Genomic DNA, 13,880 nt, shown 5'->3' with positions numbered 1-13,880 from the left:
GAAAGCGGTCTTTTCTCGGAAAAAGGCGAGGGTTCAGTGCCGGTGCTGGCGGGTCACGCCGGCATCGAATTGCGCGACGACCTGCTGCCAGCCGGCGCTTTCGAGCGCGGCGTCGCTGAGGTCGGTCGGGGCCGTGAGCCTGTTGTCGCGGTTGAGCCAGATGTCCGGTGCGGCATCGGCGGTTGCGCTCAGGCGTAGCAGAAACGAACCCGCGACTGTCGGTGTCTGGCTCTGGCCGAAATAGGCCTTGGCGTCTAGCAATTGCCAGGCATGGCCACCCCGACTGACGGAGCTGGCGTCCCGGGCAAACGGCGCAAACCCTTCCTCGGCCAGCGCCACGGGTGTCGGCAACGCTTGCTGTTCCTGGCGCAGCAAATGAATCTCGTCCAGCGTCACCCGCAAATCGGCGTAGATACCTTGCTCGGACGCACTGAGGTCACGGCGTGCATCCAGTTGATGGCTGCTGACGCTGCTCACTTCATGAGATTCACCACGCCAGAGCACCACCGAGCCGGCCACCGCCAAAATCACCAGGCACAGCATCAGAACGTAGAGGGTTTCGTGACCGGCTCCGACCGGGCGCACGACTTGGGTCGTTGGAGTGTTCATGGTGCCTCGATGTCCGCTTGGTCGATTTCCACGACGTGACCGGGGCCGGCATCGAACAGCACATAGAACTCGGCGCCGGGTTTCTTGAAGGTCAGGGTCGAATCAGGCCCGAGCTTGCCCGGCACCAGAATGGTTTCGTCGTAGCCGATCACATCGAGGGTCACGCCCGGTGCGCCGCTACCGTCGGAAAAACCGCCGGTGCACTTGATCTGCTCCGCGTCGATGGCCTTGCATTCGCACATCGGGTTGTGGGCCAGGGCGCTGGCGCTGAAACCGGCGCAGAGCACCAGCAACACGGCGTTGAGCGCGCGAAGAGGGTTGATCATGGTTTGCCTCCTTGTTTGTTCAACCAGGCGATGGTGGCGGGGGAGGCCTGGCTCAACGGAATGGATGCTTGATGCATGGCGCCGTCCCAGCCTTCCATGGTGATCCACAGTTCGGCGTCGGCCGTGGTCTTTTCCGGGATGGGTAGCGACGCGCCCATGCGGTACGGGGCACCGAAGAAAATCACCCCGGCGGCGCGCAGGCTGCGGGGCTTGCCAATGCGCAGGTAAGTGGCCTTGACCTGGCCGATACAGGCCTCGCACAGCGCTGTGTTAAAACCCTTCATGTAGCCGGCGGGGCCTTCGAGCATCGGCGCTGAATTGCGCAATTCCGCCAGGCGCAGGCTCCAGGGGCCGACCCGGACTTCGCCGACTTCCCGTTCGCCAAGGCCACTGTCGCCGCGCATCAATGCCTCGTCGGCGAAGTACTTGGGCATGAAACCGAGTGGAATCAGCAGCAACAGGACGTTCAGGTGAAAGCGCCATTTGTGCCAGAACACACTCAGGCGCGAGGGTTGCGGGGCTGCAATGTCTTTGCTCACAGACTGGCCTCCGACACTTCGTTGCTCGTGGCCGGTTGCGCCGCGGTGTCGCGCTGTTTCTTGTTGCTGCGTTTGAAGGCATTGGCCGTGGCCAGCGCCGTGCGCTTGGTCCAGATCAGCAGACCGCTGAGCAACATCATGCTTAACAGCAGGCCGAAGAATGCCCAGATCAGCTTGATCCACAGTCCGCCGAAATCGCCGGTGTGCAGCGGGCGCATGGACTCGGTGACGAACTCCAGGGCCGAACGGTCCGAGATCAGGCGCGAGGCGGCGATTTCGCCGTTGTACGGGTTGATCGTGGCGGTCTGGAACATCAACGGATACCAACCGCGTCCGCCGACATCCAGGTGGCTGTAGGCATTGCCCGGCAGGCTGACGAAACTGGCCTCCAGCCCGGAGATTTCCTGGGTGGCGATTTCAATCGCGCGATCAAGGTCGATACGCGGCGGGGGCGAGCCATCGGCTGACAGCGGCACCGCTTCGCGGGACATCGCCGGGATGATCTTTTCCGTGGAAATGGAAATCTGGTTATCGGACAGCAATGCCTGGATCAGGAACCAGGTGCCGGTGACGGAAATCACCGCGATGAACCAGATCGACCAGATGCCGCTCAAGCGGTGAAAGTCGCCCCAGAAAATCCGCGCACCGTGGCGAAAGCGCAGGGTCGGGCGGAAGAAGCCTTTCCAGAAGCGTTTGTAGACCACCAGCCCGGTGATCAGCGACGCCAGCAATGGCAAACCGAGAAACGACACCAGGTACCAGCCCCAGCTGTAACCATTGGTGAATGGCACCAGCCACCAAGCGTGCAGGGCGCGGGTGAAGGCGCGGAAGTTGAATTCCGGCGCGACACCCTGGATCACGCCGCTGTACGGATTGACATAAATCACCACCGAGCGCCCGTCGGGGTAGCTGACTTCGACATCCAGGGCGAAGTGCGACTCGTCGGGGCGGCTGATGCTCTGCACCACGGTCTGCGGTTCGGCCCTGTTGATGGCCTTGATGACCTGCTGATAGCTGAGCAGCGGAGCATCGTCCGAGGGCTGGCTGGCGCGCATTGGCGGGTTGGCCAGCCAGACGATCTCCTGGCTGATGACGGCCAGGGTTCCGGTCACACAGACGATCAGCACGAAAAACCAGATCGGCAATGCCAGCCAGCTATGGACCAGGAACCAGATTTTTGAACGGGACTTCTTTGACATGTTGGAGTTCTTGGCTCGATGAGAGGCAGCTCGGCTGCGGGCTTCGCAGGGATGAGCGCCATGAAGGTCCAGTCGAGGCTTGTGCCTACGCGAAAGGACTGCATCTATGTAGGACGGATGAGCAGGGGAAATCCCGAAAGGGGAAATGAAAGAAAATATTTCTCATTGCCGACAGGTCGCGGGCGGGCTTGCTTGCGCAAGTGATTAGCAAGTCGGCGGTGCTGTTGCAGGCGGGGCCCCTATGGGAGCGAGCCTGCTCGCGAAGAGGCCCGCTCCGGCACCAAGGATTTCAACCCTGGGCAAACATCTCCTTCGCCCGTTGCTCGATCTGCGCCTGGGTCAGGTCTTCCTTGCGCGTGGCCAGGAACCACAGGTGCCCGTAGGGATCCTTCAAGGTGCCCGAACGGTCGCCATAAAACTGATCCTTGACCTCCGATACAACGGTTGCGCCGGCATCGATCGCCTGTTTGTAGGACTTGTCGACATCCGTCACGTACAAATGCAGACCCACGGACGGCGAATTGTCCGGGTTGCTCAGCGGCCCTTGATCACACGGTGTGCCCAGCATGATCGGACAATCGCCGATACGCAGTTCAGCGTGGCCGACACTGCCACCGGGCATGTCCAGGCGCATGATTTCAACGGCGCCAAAAGCTTTTTTGTAGAAGTCGATGGCTTCGGCGGCTTTGTTGATGCCCAGATAGGGGGTGACGCTGTGATACCCCTCTGGTATGGGTTTGACGCTCATGATGGATCTCCTTGTTGTTGTTTTGTGAATCGAAAGTACCTGTGCCGTTATACGACCGAGTAAATATAGGCCAGCCTCTTTCGCCTCACCGAGTGCCCGACGAGCAGCAGCGCCATTCAAGTGCCATCAAGCCGGCTCCAACCAGTGCGCTCCCGGCCCGCGTTCTCCCGGCAATCGACAATGATCGCCATTTCTTGATAGCCACTATTGAAAGCGTTGATTTCTGCTGCCCGGGAGGCACGGGTAGCCTGTGTTCATTGCCTCGAACCCAGTCGCCAGGACGCCAAAATGAAACCGATGATTGCCACTTTGCTGATGCTCGCCGTCTCCGTACTCGCCGGATGTGCCAGCCATGTTTCCCCGGAGCTTCGGCCTTACACGGCTGAAGAAAGCAAGGAACTGGCGCTGGAGGCGCTGAACCGCCGCGGTTTGTCCTTCGACGAATACCACGCGAAAAAAGCCGAACTGCTCGGCCAGCCGCAAAAGTCGTTCAATTTCGACAACCAGGGTGAAATGAACGCCGGGCGATCTGTACAGCTTCACGGTCGTCCAAGCTGAAGCAAAACTGTACTGCTCCAAGTTTCGCGTAACTGTCCATGGGTTTCGTCCAGGGTGTGCGATAGGGTCAACACCTGACCGACCCTGACGGACTGCCACCCATGACGCTCTCTCTCGACCTGCTGCTGGGCTTCGCCCTGTTTGCCCTCGTCACTTCGATCACGCCCGGCCCGAACAACACCATGTTGCTGGCATCCGGGGTGAACTTCGGCTTCAACCGCACGATTCCGCACATGCTCGGCATCACTTGTGGCTTCTTTGTACTGGTGGTGGCGGTCGGTTTTGGCCTTGGCGCGGTGTTCCAGACTTACCCTTTGCTCTACACCGTGCTGCGTTATGCGGGGGCGGCGTATTTGCTGTATCTGGCGTGGAAAATCGCCCATTCCGGGCCCATGTCGGAAAGTCAGCAGGGCGAGGCGAAACCGATCAGCTATCTGGGTGCCGCCGCGTTCCAGTGGGTCAATCCCAAGGCCTGGATCATGGCCATTGGCGCCATCAGCACCTACACGCCGATGCAGGGTTACTTCTCGAATGTGATCGTGATCGCGGCCGTCTTTGCGATAATCAACCTGCCGAGTGTCGGTGTCTGGGCCGCTTGCGGCACGCTGTTGCGCAACGTTCTGAAGGATCGCCGCTGGCTGCGCCTGTTCAATTGGGGCATGGCTGCGCTGCTCGTGGGTTCGCTGTATCCGCTGTTGCTCGAAAGCTTTAGCTGACGCATTGCTTCAACCGCTTGCCCGATGCCTGTTAAGCTGACTTTTCAGGAGCGTTCCTACGCACTTTTAAATGAAGTAGTTCTTCTTTAACGGCATCCGATCAGGTATTGGTAGCGTTCTGAAAACAGCGCGCAGCTCACAAGGCTGCGCTTTGCCGTTTGCAGTCACGAGCTTCCTGATCCCGGAACACGCTCTGCGAGTCTTTTATGAATAAACGTCCGTTGTATTTCGATTACGCCGCCACCACGCCGGTGGATGAGCGGGTCATCAAGGTGATGGTCGAGTGTCTGGGCTTTACCGGCAATTTCGGCAACCCGGCCTCCAGCTCCCACGTCTTCGGCCAGCAGGCCCGGCAATCGGTCGAACAGGCGCGACGCCAGGTCGCCGAACTGGTCGGCGCGACGCCCGGGCAGATCGTCTGGACCTCCGGCGCCACCGAATCCAACAACCTTGCGCTCAAAGGCGTGACCCAGGCCCGCGGCACTGGCGGCGGCCATATCATCACCAGCCAGATCGAACACAAGGCCATTCTCGATACCGCCAGGCAACTGCAGGATGCCGGTGTCGCGGTGACCTATCTGGTGCCGGACGCCGAGGGCCTGATCACCGCGCAAGCGGTCAGCGAAGCCCTGCGCGAGGACACCTTCCTGGTGTCGCTGATGCTGGTCAACAACGAACTGGGCACTCTCAACGACATTCCCGCCATCGGTCAGGTCGTGCGTGATCGCGGGGCGTTGTTCCATGTCGACGCCGCACAGGGCGCGGGCAAAGTGGCGATCGATCTCGCGCAGTGGCCGGTGGACCTGATGTCGCTTTCCGCGCACAAGCTCTATGGCCCCAAAGGTATCGGCGCGTTGTACGTCGGTCCGCGTGCACAACAACGATTGCAGGCGCAGATCCATGGCGGCGGGCATGAGGGCGGTTTGCGTTCCGGCACGCTGGCGACCCATCAGATCGTGGCTATGGGCGAGGCCTTTGCACTGGCGGCGGCTGCGTTCGATGAAGAGAAAGCCACCATCGTGCGTTTGCGTGAACGCTTGCTCGAGCAATTGCAGAGCGTTCCCGGCGTACTTCTCAACGGCAGCCCGACCCGGCGCATTCCCCATACCCTGAGCCTGACCTTCAACGAAGGCGAGTTCAACCCGGCGGCGTTGCTGGCCTCGATCGCGTTTTCCGCGACCTCGGCCTGCAATTCCGCGAGCAATACCCCATCCCATGTACTGCTGGCCCTGGGGCACGATGCCCGTTCGGCCGGTCGTACCATCCGCTTGAGCCTCGGGCGTTTCACCACCGAGCAGGACATCGACCAGGCGGTTCAACTGATCAAGGCAGCCTGCGCCAGTGCTCCGGCATTCTGGCAATAGGGCGACGAAGCGCCGACGTTGATCGGTACTCAACAATAATGAACAAGTGATTAGCAGGAGACACGATGAATACGCAGCTTTCGATCAATGGATCGGTGCCCCAGCGCCTGGCGCAAACCCGCGAACTGATGAGCCGGGAGGGCATTCACGCCTTGCTGGTGCCGTCGGCCGACCCGCACCTGTCCGAATACCTGCCGGGTTACTGGCAAGGGCGCCAGTGGTTGTCGGGTTTCCATGGTTCGGTCGGCACCCTGATCGTGACCCCGGACTTTGCCGGCGTCTGGGCCGACAGCCGTTATTGGGAGCAGGCGACCAAGGAACTCAAGGGCAGCGGCATTGACCTGGTCAAGCTGCAACCGGGTCAACCCGGACCACTGGAATGGCTGGCCGAGCAAACCCCCGAGGGTGGTGTTGTCGCGGTCGATGGCGCGGTCATGGCCGTGGCTTCGGCACGGACCCTGAGCAGCAAACTTGAAGAACGCGGCGCCCGTCTGCGCACCGACATCGACCTGTTGAGCGGCGTCTGGAGCGACCGACCAGGCCTGCCGAACGAACCGATCTATCAGCACCTGCCTCCACAGGCGACCGTCAGCCGTGGCGAAAAACTCGCCAAACTGCGTGAAACCCTTCAGGCGCGGGGTGCCGACTGGCATTTCATCGCCACCCTGGATGATATCGCCTGGCTGTTCAACCTGCGTGGCGGCGACGTGTCGTTCAACCCGGTGTTTGTTTCTTTCGCCTTGATCAATCAGCAACAGGCCACGCTGTTTGTCGCCTTGAGCAAAGTCAGCGCCGAGTTGCGCGCCATCCTCGAGCAGGACGGCGTGACCTTGCGCGATTACAGCGAAGTCGCTGCTGCACTGCGTGCCGTGCCGAGCGGTGCGAGCCTGCAAGTCGACCCGGCGCGGGTCACGGCGGGGTTGCTGGACAACCTCAACAGCGGGGTGAAGCTGATCGAAGGCCTGAACCCGACTACCCTGGCCAAATCGCAAAAAAGCCTGGCCGATGCCGAGCACATCCGTCAGGCCATGGAACAGGACGGCGCAGCGCTGTGCGAATTCTTCGCCTGGCTGGACTCGGCACTGGGGCGTGAGCGCATCACCGAGCTGACCATCGACGAAAAACTCACCGCCGCCCGTGAACGTCGTCCGGATTATGTGTCGCTGAGTTTCAACACCATCGCCGCGTTCAATGCCAATGGCGCGATGCCGCACTACCATGCCACCGAAGAAGAACATGCGGTGATCGAAGGGGATGGCCTGCTGTTGATCGACTCCGGCGGCCAGTACCTGGGCGGCACCACTGACATCACGCGGATGGTTGCGGTGGGCACACCGACCGATGAGCAAAAGCGCGATTGCACCCGCGTGCTCAAGGGCGTGATTGCCTTGTCCCGCGCACAGTTCCCGAAAGGCATCCTGTCGCCGCTGCTCGATGCCATCGCTCGTGCGCCCATCTGGGCGGAAAGTGTCGACTACGGTCACGGCACCGGTCATGGCGTCGGCTATTTCCTGAACGTCCACGAAGGTCCGCAAGTCATCGCTTATCAGGCCGCACCTGCACCGCAAACCGCGATGCAACCCGGCATGATCACGTCCATTGAGCCGGGCACCTATCGTCCGGGCCGTTGGGGTGTGCGGATCGAAAACCTGGCGATGAACCGTGAGGCAGGCAAAAGCGAATTCGGCGAGTTCCTGAAGTTCGAAACCCTGACCCTGTGCCCGATCGATACGCGCTGCCTGGAAACCTCGCTGCTGTCGGACGAGGAAAAGCAGTGGTTCAACGCCTACCACGCCGAAGTGCGCGAGCGCCTGAGTCCGTTGGTCGAGGGTGCTGCACTTGAGTGGCTGAACACTCGCACCGCGGCTATCTGATCGGGTGCAGCTATTGGTTCCTGTGTAGCTATTTGTTTAGGTGCAGCTCAGGCGCTTTATCCAGCGCCTGAGCCATATAGTCGACAAAGGCTTTGACCCTGGCGGATTGGCGACGATTCGCCGGGGATACGGCATAAATTGGCAGCGAAAACGTACTGTAATCCTGCAAAATCGCGCTCACCCGGCCGGCGCTCAGGTCTTTGCTGAATAGCCATACCGGTGACAGTGCAATCCCCAATCCCCCCAGCACCATTTCGCGGATCGCCTCGGAATTGTTGCTCTGCGCATTGCCCTTGATCCGCACTTCGTGGCGTTGGGCGTCTTTTGTGTACAGCCACAGGTTTTGACTGCTCAGCAGGTTGAACATCAGGCAGTTGTGCCTGCCCAGTTCCTGCGGTGTTTGCGGTTGGCCGTTTTGCCTGAGGTAGTCAGGTGATGCGACGGTCACACGGTGGGTACTGCCGACAAGGCGAGCGATCAGGCCACTGTCGTTCAGGGCTCCAATCCTGAAAGTCACGTCCAGCCCTTCGCTGACCAGATCCTGGTTTTGATCGCTCAGTTGCAGGTCTATCTGTACGTCAGGGTAGTGTTTGAGAAAGTCCGGCAAGCGGGGGGCGATCTGCAAGCGTCCGAAACTGACCGACGAGCCGATTTTCAACGGTCCGGCGACCCTTTCCCGACCGGATTGAAAGCTATGTTCCGCCGCGTCCACGGCGGCGAGGATGAGTCGGCATTCGTTGTAGTACCGCTGACCTTCGTCCGTCAGGGACAACTTGCGGGTACTGCGGGCAATCAGCTTTCCGCCCAATCGGGTTTCCAGTGCTTGCAACACTTTGCTGATGGTCGGCTGGCTGGTCTGCAACTCCCGGGCAACGGCGGAAAAACTGCCCCGCTCGACCACCCGCACGAAAATCGCCATTGCATTGAGTTTGTCCACGGGATCGCTCATTGATGCTGTAATGGAATGGTCACTATAGCGACATGGCGTCTTATCGGCATGAATTGAGCAATACAAAATCAGTCCTGCATTCACTACTGATGGGACATGGCGAAATGACTGACTCACTGAATATGCGCGCTCTGATGGTCGACTCGGCCAATGCGCCGTTACGTTTGGTTTCCATTGCACGGCCCGTGCCGCAGGCGGGGCAGGTACTGGTCAGGATCAAGGCCAGCGGTGTCAATCCGCTGGACGGCAAAATCCGCTCCGGGCAGGCGACCCATGCGGCTCAACCATTGCCGGCGATAGTGGGGATGGATCTGGCCGGAACCGTAGCGGCGTTGGGGGAGGGCGTCAGTGGCTGGCTGCCGGGGGATGACGTGTATGCCATGGCCACCGGTATTGGTGGTATTCAAGGTTCATTGGCCGAGTACGCGGTGGTCGACGCGCGACTGTTGGCTCGCAAACCACACAACTTGAGCATGCGTGAGGCTGCCGGTTTGCCGCTGGTGCTGATCACCGCTTGGGAAGGTCTGGTCGACCGGGCTCGTGTTCGGCTCGGGCAGAAGGTATTGATCCATGGTGGCGCCGGTGGTGTTGGTCATGTCGCGGTGCAAATCGCCCGCGCTTTTGGCGCAGAAGTTTTTGCCACGGGCTCTGCCGGGCAGCAGTCGATTATCGAAGGGTTCGGCGCGACGTTTATCGATTACCGCAAGTCTTCGGTTGAAGACTATGTGGCTGAGCATACGGCCGGTGAGGGCTTCGACATTGTCTATGACACAGTGGGGGGTGAAACGCTGGATGCGTCATTCAAGGCGGCACGGATGTATCACGGTCATGTGCTCAGTTGCCTAGGGTGGGGGCAGCACAGCCTGGCACCGCTTTCCTTTCGCGGGGCGACTTATTCTGGTGTCTTCACTTTGCTGCCGCTCCTGACCGGCAAGGGGCGTGAGCATCACGGCGAGATTCTGCACGAGGCGGCGCGGTTGATTGAGGCGGGCAAGCTCGCGCCGTTGCTTGACCCGCACTCGTTCACGTTGGAGTCCGCAGAAGCCGCCCATGTGCTGCTCTTGTCAGGAGCGGCAAAGGGGCGGTTGGTGGTCGAGATTTAACTCAGGGCCTCGAGTACGAAGTCCAGTCGATCCTGGCCGAAGTACAGCTGGTCATCGACAAACATGCTTGGTACGCCGAATACGCCGCGCTGCACCGCTTTCTCGGTGTTGTCCTTGAGCGTTGCCTTGACTGTTTCGTCGGCGGTCAGTGCCAGCACCTCGTTGGGATCGAAACCGTTGTCGCTCAGCACCGCGGCCACGGTTGCCGGGTCACTGAGGTTGCGGCCATCGACCCACAGGGCCTTGAACAGGCAGTCAATGAAGGCGACAAAACGCTCGGGGTGGTGCAACTGAATGCCGGTCACGGCACGCATCAGCATCAGGGTGTTGATCGGGAAATGCGGATTGAACTTCAGTGGTACGCCGTAGCGCCGGGCATAACGGTCGAGGTCCTGAATCATGTGGCGGCCCTTGGCCGGAATGGTCGCCGGGGAGGCGTTGCCGGTGGCCTTGAACACACCGCCGAGCAGGATCGGGATGTAGATCAGTTGGCTGTCGGTTTGCTCACAGATTGCCGGTAGCTGGGTATACGCCAGGTAAGTGGTGGGGCTGCCCAGGTCAAAAAGGAATTCCACGCTTTTGCTCATGGTCGATACGCTCTGCTTATTGTTGTAGGGGAGGGCTTACCAGCGTTCGCTCCAGGGGCGCAGGTCCAGTTCGAAGGTCCAGGCGTCGCGGGGCTGGCTGTGCAGGTACCAGTAATTCTCGGCAATGTGTTCGGGGTTGAGGATGCCGTCCTGATCCTTGGTCGCGTATTTCTCTGGGAAGCTGTCGCGGATGAAATCGGTATCGATGGCGCCGTCGACGACGACATGGGCAACGTGAATATTCATCGGGCCGAGCTCTCGGGCCATGCTTTGCGCCAGTGCACGAATGCCGTGCTTGGCACCGGCAAATGCGGCAAAGCCGGCGGCACCGCGCAGGCCGGCGGTAGCACCGGTGAACAGGATCGTGCCGCGTTGGCGCTTGGCCATGCGTTTGGCCACTTCCCGGGCGTTGAGAAACCCCGAGAAACAGGCCATTTCCCAGATCTTGAAATACTTGCGGGCGGTTTCTTCGAGAATGCTGCACGGCACGTTGGCACCGATGTTGAACACGAACGCCTCGATGGGGCCGATCTCGCTTTCGATCTGCTCGACCAGTGCCACCACATCGTCTTCCTTGCGAGCGTCGCAGGCAAAACCGTGGGCCTCGCCACCATCGGCCTTGATGGCATCCACCAGTGGCTGGAGCTTGTCCGCACTGCGGCGGGTGACGCAGGCGACAAAACCCTCCCGGGCAAAACGCTTGGCAATGGCGCCGCCCGTGGCATCACCTGCACCGACGACCAGTACGACCTTCTTGTTATTCATGGGTAGATCCTTTTTGGTAAACGATCGTTAACTAAACGAACGTTATGCTATGATTCGACAGACGTCAAGGCGAGCAATCCAGGGGGAAGGACAATGCGTTATTCGGCCAGTCACAAGCTGGAAACCAGGCAACGGCTGCTGGAAAGCAGTGCGGTATCGGCCAAGAAGTCCGGATTTTCAACGGTGGGCGTGGACGGCCTGATGAAAGCGATTGGCTTGAGTGGCGGCGCCTTCTATAGCCACTTCTCATCGAAAGACGAGTTGTTCGCAAGCATTGTCGAGCGTGAGTTGGGGCAAAGTCTGACGCGACTGGGGGAAGGGCAGGACCGTGACAAGCTTGAGCGCTGCTTGAAACAGTACCTGAGTATGTCTCACGTCGAGAATCCGGAGACCGGTTGTGCATTGCCGGCATTAGGGGCGGAAATTGCCCGTTCCGACGTGACTGTCCGCCAACAGGCAGAGCACTGGATTTGTCGGCTTCAGGAACGTTGGGCGTGTGTTCTGCAAAGCGACAGCCTGGCGTGGGCGATTCTGTCGCAATGTATTGGCGCGCTGGTCGTGGCGCGCATGCTGGCTAGCCCGGATATCCAGCGCACTGTGCTGAAGTCCAGCTACGAGGAAATCGGCCGTCAGATCGCAAGTCCGAGAATCTGACGCGACGGCCCTGCCTATTTGCAGATGACAATCATGCTGCGGCTAGTATAACCCGCAGGATTGAGGCCAAACGGATAATCGCCGGGCTCTTCCACGGCATCTCCCGATTTGGCGATGACTTTGTATCCCTTGGGTGCGCAGGAGTTGGCAGCGCTGGCGTAGCACTTGTCCCAGGACGAAGACAGTCCGGAACAGTTGATGTGTAGCCCTTTCTTGCCGTGCTTGATCTGTGTGTCTGATGTCGCCGCGCAGCCCGCAATTGCAAGTACGGCGATCAAAATCAAAATTCGTTTCATTACTGTCCTTATAGCGTCCCCGGATCTTGTGCCCGGGTCTGGCTGCATTCGCTAGACGCGTACCGATATCCCTACCTGAAATTATCCGTGGTATGACTCTGGGTTGCGGGGCTAAACATGGCCTAATTGAGCGGCAAATACCAGACCCGTGTCATCTCCGTTCTCAATCTGCCGTTACTGCTGGTCTGGCGGCAGAGCTCATGGTCATGGTTGCGCCGACGGATGCCAGAATGATGCACATGATTGCCATCCATTGTGACAGCGAGAGGTATTCATGAAGGAATAGCAAGCCAGATAGCGCGCCGAAGGCAGGCTCGATGCTCATCAGTGTGCCGAAGGTTCTGGCCGGCATGCGGGTCAGCGCGACCATCTCCAGGGTGTAGGGGAGGGCAGTGGACAAGATGGCGACGCCGAGGGCCACAGGGATCAATGACGGGGTCAGTAGAGCGGAACCGGCATGGACAATGCCGATGGGGGCTACGAATAGCGCAGCGATCATCACCCCCAGCGCGGCGGTTTGCACGCCATTGTCGGCCCCCGCTTTTTGGCCGAACAAAATGTACAGTGCCCAGCAGACCCCGGCACCCAAGGCATAACCGGTGCCTACCAGATCGATGCCTGCGCTCGCTTCTCCTGTCGGTATCAGTAGCAGTAAGCCGACGGCAGCCAGGGCGATCCACAAAAAGTCGATCGCGCGACGCGAGGCATAGATCGCCACGGCCAGTGGGCCGGTGAACTCAAGAGCCACCGCGATGCCCAGCGGGACGGTTTGCAACGACATATAGAAGAGGAAGTTCATGCCGCCCAGCGCCATCCCGTAGACGATGACGGTGCGCAGGGACCTTGCGGTGAGTTTCGCCCGCCATGGACGCAGTATCAGCATCATGATTACGCTGGCAAAAATCAGTCGTAATGTTGTCGTCCCCTGAGGGCCAACAACCGAGAACATGCTTTTGGCCAGAGAGGCTCCGGACTGGATCGACGCCATGGCTATGAGCAGCAGCCCAACCGAGAACAAGGTAGAGGCTAGGCTGCGAGGCTGGTCATTCATTACGTGGCATCGTCCGAAATATAGGAATCAAGGGTATTTCTATTTGTGTTGGGCAATATACTGCGCATTCCCTGCAGGCGCGTCTATATATAAGCAGTGTTTTTGCACATTTCGGTAGAAACCCAAATCAACGCTTGACGGCAGATTCTGGAAGCCTATAATTCGCCCCACTTCCGGCGCAGTCGAAACGGAAAACTCCTTGGTAAACAAAGAGTTACGCGGTTTTCGGCAGCGGGTTGCTTCAGGTCATCGAAGCCAAAAGGAAGTTGAAAAAGAGGTGTTGACAGCAGCGTGTAACGCTGTAGAATTCTCCTCCCGCTGACGAGAGATCTGAAGCGCAAGTGGTTGAAGTTGAAAAGGAAACTTGGAAAACTTCTGAAAAATACCACTTGACAGCAAATGAGGCTGCTGTAGAATGCGCGCCTCGGTTGAGACGAAAGATCTTAACCAACCGCTCTTTAACAACTGAATCAAGCAATTCGTGTGGGTGCTTGTGGAGTCAGACTGCTAGTCAACAGATTATCAGCATCACAAGTTACTCC

The 13,880-nt window shown here is 59.5% G+C and carries 16 protein-coding genes; 6 read left to right on the top strand and 10 right to left on the bottom strand.

All coding sequences use genetic code 11. The features are described 5' to 3' along the window. Positions 1-33: 33 nt before the first annotated feature. The 5 genes from AC3ITY_RS24015 to AC3ITY_RS23995 all read right to left on the bottom strand — a co-directional run bounded on the left by AC3ITY_RS24015 (position 34) and on the right by AC3ITY_RS23995 (position 3,421). Positions 34-609 carry a DUF6162 family protein gene (locus AC3ITY_RS24015; RefSeq protein ID WP_489305398.1) on the bottom strand — a complete coding sequence of 192 codons (576 nt, stop codon included), beginning with the start codon at positions 607-609 and terminating at the stop codon, positions 34-36. Beyond that, a complete protein-coding gene (locus AC3ITY_RS24010) occupies positions 606-935 on the bottom strand; it encodes a hypothetical protein (RefSeq protein WP_223456835.1) in 330 nt (109 codons plus the stop codon). The genes AC3ITY_RS24015 and AC3ITY_RS24010 overlap by 4 nt, the downstream gene beginning before the upstream one ends. Beyond that, positions 932-1,474: a thiamine pyrophosphate-binding protein gene (locus AC3ITY_RS24005; RefSeq protein WP_223536665.1), complete on the bottom strand. Its 543-nt coding sequence runs from the start codon at positions 1,472-1,474 to the stop codon at positions 932-934. Before AC3ITY_RS24005 ends, AC3ITY_RS24010 begins: the two co-directional genes overlap by 4 nt. Then, entirely contained in the window at positions 1,471-2,673 is a 1,203-nt protein-coding gene (locus tag AC3ITY_RS24000) for a PepSY-associated TM helix domain-containing protein (protein WP_223536668.1), read from the bottom strand. Before AC3ITY_RS24000 ends, AC3ITY_RS24005 begins: the two co-directional genes overlap by 4 nt. Before the next feature lie 289 nt (positions 2,674-2,962). After that, complete coding sequence (locus AC3ITY_RS23995) at positions 2,963-3,421, bottom strand: VOC family protein (RefSeq protein ID WP_489305395.1); 459 nt, start codon at positions 3,419-3,421, stop codon at positions 2,963-2,965. A gap of 288 nt (positions 3,422-3,709) precedes the next feature. Here AC3ITY_RS23995 and AC3ITY_RS23990 point away from each other — a divergent pair, with 288 nt between their 5' ends. The 4 genes from AC3ITY_RS23990 (at position 3,710) to AC3ITY_RS23975 (ending at position 7,933) form a co-directional block, all read left to right on the top strand. Continuing rightward, entirely contained in the window at positions 3,710-3,979 is a 270-nt protein-coding gene (locus AC3ITY_RS23990) for a hypothetical protein (RefSeq protein ID WP_008054245.1), read from the top strand. A 101-nt stretch (positions 3,980-4,080) separates the two neighbouring features. Continuing rightward, a complete protein-coding gene (locus tag AC3ITY_RS23985; protein WP_489305393.1) occupies positions 4,081-4,695 on the top strand; it encodes a LysE family translocator in 615 nt (204 codons plus the stop codon). Between the two features lie 206 nt (positions 4,696-4,901). Then, the gene (locus AC3ITY_RS23980) at positions 4,902-6,059 is read left to right on the top strand and encodes a cysteine desulfurase family protein (protein WP_489305390.1); all 1,158 of its coding nucleotides are present in this window, start codon (positions 4,902-4,904) and stop codon (positions 6,057-6,059) included. A gap of 65 nt (positions 6,060-6,124) precedes the next feature. Continuing rightward, positions 6,125-7,933, top strand: a complete 1,809-nt coding sequence (locus AC3ITY_RS23975) for an aminopeptidase P family protein (protein WP_489305376.1) — start codon at positions 6,125-6,127, stop codon at positions 7,931-7,933. Positions 7,934-7,961: 28 nt separating this feature from the next. Here the strand turns inward: AC3ITY_RS23975 and AC3ITY_RS23970 are convergent, their stop codons facing one another. After that, the gene (locus tag AC3ITY_RS23970) at positions 7,962-8,882 is read right to left on the bottom strand and encodes a LysR family transcriptional regulator (RefSeq protein WP_489305374.1); all 921 of its coding nucleotides are present in this window, start codon (positions 8,880-8,882) and stop codon (positions 7,962-7,964) included. 104 nt (positions 8,883-8,986) lie between these two features. Here AC3ITY_RS23970 and AC3ITY_RS23965 point away from each other — a divergent pair, with 104 nt between their 5' ends. Further along, the gene (locus AC3ITY_RS23965) at positions 8,987-9,985 is read left to right on the top strand and encodes a zinc-dependent alcohol dehydrogenase family protein (RefSeq protein WP_489305372.1); all 999 of its coding nucleotides are present in this window, start codon (positions 8,987-8,989) and stop codon (positions 9,983-9,985) included. Here AC3ITY_RS23965 and AC3ITY_RS23960 read toward each other — a convergent pair. After that, positions 9,982-10,572 carry a 2-hydroxychromene-2-carboxylate isomerase gene (locus tag AC3ITY_RS23960; protein ID WP_489305370.1) on the bottom strand — a complete coding sequence of 197 codons (591 nt, stop codon included), beginning with the start codon at positions 10,570-10,572 and terminating at the stop codon, positions 9,982-9,984. The two genes, AC3ITY_RS23965 and AC3ITY_RS23960, sit on opposite strands and share 4 nt — an antisense overlap. Before the next feature lie 36 nt (positions 10,573-10,608). Further along, entirely contained in the window at positions 10,609-11,337 is a 729-nt protein-coding gene (locus tag AC3ITY_RS23955; RefSeq protein ID WP_489305369.1) for an SDR family oxidoreductase, read from the bottom strand. 93 nt (positions 11,338-11,430) lie between these two features. Here AC3ITY_RS23955 and AC3ITY_RS23950 point away from each other — a divergent pair, with 93 nt between their 5' ends. Continuing rightward, positions 11,431-11,991 (top strand): TetR/AcrR family transcriptional regulator, encoded by a 561-nt coding sequence (locus AC3ITY_RS23950; protein WP_489305367.1) that lies wholly within the window; start codon positions 11,431-11,433, stop codon positions 11,989-11,991. 14 nt (positions 11,992-12,005) lie between these two features. Here AC3ITY_RS23950 and AC3ITY_RS23945 read toward each other — a convergent pair whose 3' ends face one another. Both AC3ITY_RS23945 and rhtA read right to left on the bottom strand, forming a co-directional pair. After that, positions 12,006-12,287 carry a hypothetical protein gene (locus tag AC3ITY_RS23945; RefSeq protein ID WP_150726366.1) on the bottom strand — a complete coding sequence of 94 codons (282 nt, stop codon included), beginning with the start codon at positions 12,285-12,287 and terminating at the stop codon, positions 12,006-12,008. Positions 12,288-12,450: 163 nt separating this feature from the next. Continuing rightward, positions 12,451-13,338, bottom strand: a complete 888-nt coding sequence (gene rhtA, locus AC3ITY_RS23940; RefSeq protein ID WP_489305365.1) for a threonine/homoserine exporter RhtA — start codon at positions 13,336-13,338, stop codon at positions 12,451-12,453. Positions 13,339-13,880: the final 542 nt, after the last annotated feature.

Source organism: Pseudomonas sp. GL_091, assembly GCF_057837725.1.
This window is presented reverse-complemented; position numbering and strand designations above follow the sequence as displayed.

Coding starts and splice junctions, on each gene's coding strand:
- AC3ITY_RS24015 (WP_489305398.1), bottom strand. CDS start 609: ATGAACACTCCAACGACCCAAGTCGTGCGCCCGGTCGGAGCCGGTCAC.
- AC3ITY_RS24010 (WP_223456835.1), bottom strand. CDS start 935: ATGATCAACCCTCTTCGCGCGCTCAACGCCGTGTTGCTGGTGCTCTGC.
- AC3ITY_RS24000 (WP_223536668.1), bottom strand. CDS start 2,673: ATGTCAAAGAAGTCCCGTTCAAAAATCTGGTTCCTGGTCCATAGCTGG.
- AC3ITY_RS23995 (WP_489305395.1), bottom strand. CDS start 3,421: ATGAGCGTCAAACCCATACCAGAGGGGTATCACAGCGTCACCCCCTAT.
- AC3ITY_RS23990 (WP_008054245.1), top strand. CDS start 3,710: ATGAAACCGATGATTGCCACTTTGCTGATGCTCGCCGTCTCCGTACTC.
- AC3ITY_RS23985 (WP_489305393.1), top strand. CDS start 4,081: ATGACGCTCTCTCTCGACCTGCTGCTGGGCTTCGCCCTGTTTGCCCTC.
- AC3ITY_RS23980 (WP_489305390.1), top strand. CDS start 4,902: ATGAATAAACGTCCGTTGTATTTCGATTACGCCGCCACCACGCCGGTG.
- AC3ITY_RS23975 (WP_489305376.1), top strand. CDS start 6,125: ATGAATACGCAGCTTTCGATCAATGGATCGGTGCCCCAGCGCCTGGCG.
- AC3ITY_RS23970 (WP_489305374.1), bottom strand. CDS start 8,882: ATGAGCGATCCCGTGGACAAACTCAATGCAATGGCGATTTTCGTGCGG.
- AC3ITY_RS23965 (WP_489305372.1), top strand. CDS start 8,987: ATGACTGACTCACTGAATATGCGCGCTCTGATGGTCGACTCGGCCAAT.
- AC3ITY_RS23960 (WP_489305370.1), bottom strand. CDS start 10,572: ATGAGCAAAAGCGTGGAATTCCTTTTTGACCTGGGCAGCCCCACCACT.
- AC3ITY_RS23955 (WP_489305369.1), bottom strand. CDS start 11,337: ATGAATAACAAGAAGGTCGTACTGGTCGTCGGTGCAGGTGATGCCACG.
- AC3ITY_RS23950 (WP_489305367.1), top strand. CDS start 11,431: ATGCGTTATTCGGCCAGTCACAAGCTGGAAACCAGGCAACGGCTGCTG.
- AC3ITY_RS23945 (WP_150726366.1), bottom strand. CDS start 12,287: ATGAAACGAATTTTGATTTTGATCGCCGTACTTGCAATTGCGGGCTGC.
- rhtA (WP_489305365.1), bottom strand. CDS start 13,338: ATGAATGACCAGCCTCGCAGCCTAGCCTCTACCTTGTTCTCGGTTGGG.